The 347-nt window shown below is 70.9% G+C and carries 1 pseudogene; it reads left to right on the forward strand.

Features of this window, described 5'->3' with window-relative positions:
- Nucleotides 1-112 precede the first annotated feature (112 nt).
- Nucleotides 113-347, forward strand: a pseudogene (locus ACF088_RS41290) (MFS transporter); the annotation flags it as partial.

Below are 347 nucleotides of genomic sequence, written 5' to 3' on the forward strand. Positions count from 1 at the left end.
GACCATGACGCTCATGCTGGAAGCCAGCGGTACGTCCACCGCATCCCGAATATCGCCGCACCGCACCCCGCCGACCTGGCTGGTCGTGGCGATCGCCTGCGCCGGTCAGTTCCTGGTCGTCCTCGACGTGTCCGTCGTCAACGTCGCCCTGCCGTCGATGCGGGCCGACCTCGCGCTGAGCGCGCAGGGGCTCCAGTGGGTGGTCAACGCCTACGCCATCGCCTTCGCCGGATTCATGCTGCTCGGCGGGCGCGCCGGCGACCTGTACGGGCGCAAGCGGATGTTCCTGGTCGGGCTCGGGCTGTTCACGCTGGCCTCGCTGGGCGGGGGCCTCGCGCAGGAGGGCT

Source organism: Streptomyces sp. NPDC015125, assembly GCF_043080045.1.
Taxonomy (GTDB): domain Bacteria; phylum Actinomycetota; class Actinomycetes; order Streptomycetales; family Streptomycetaceae; genus Streptomyces.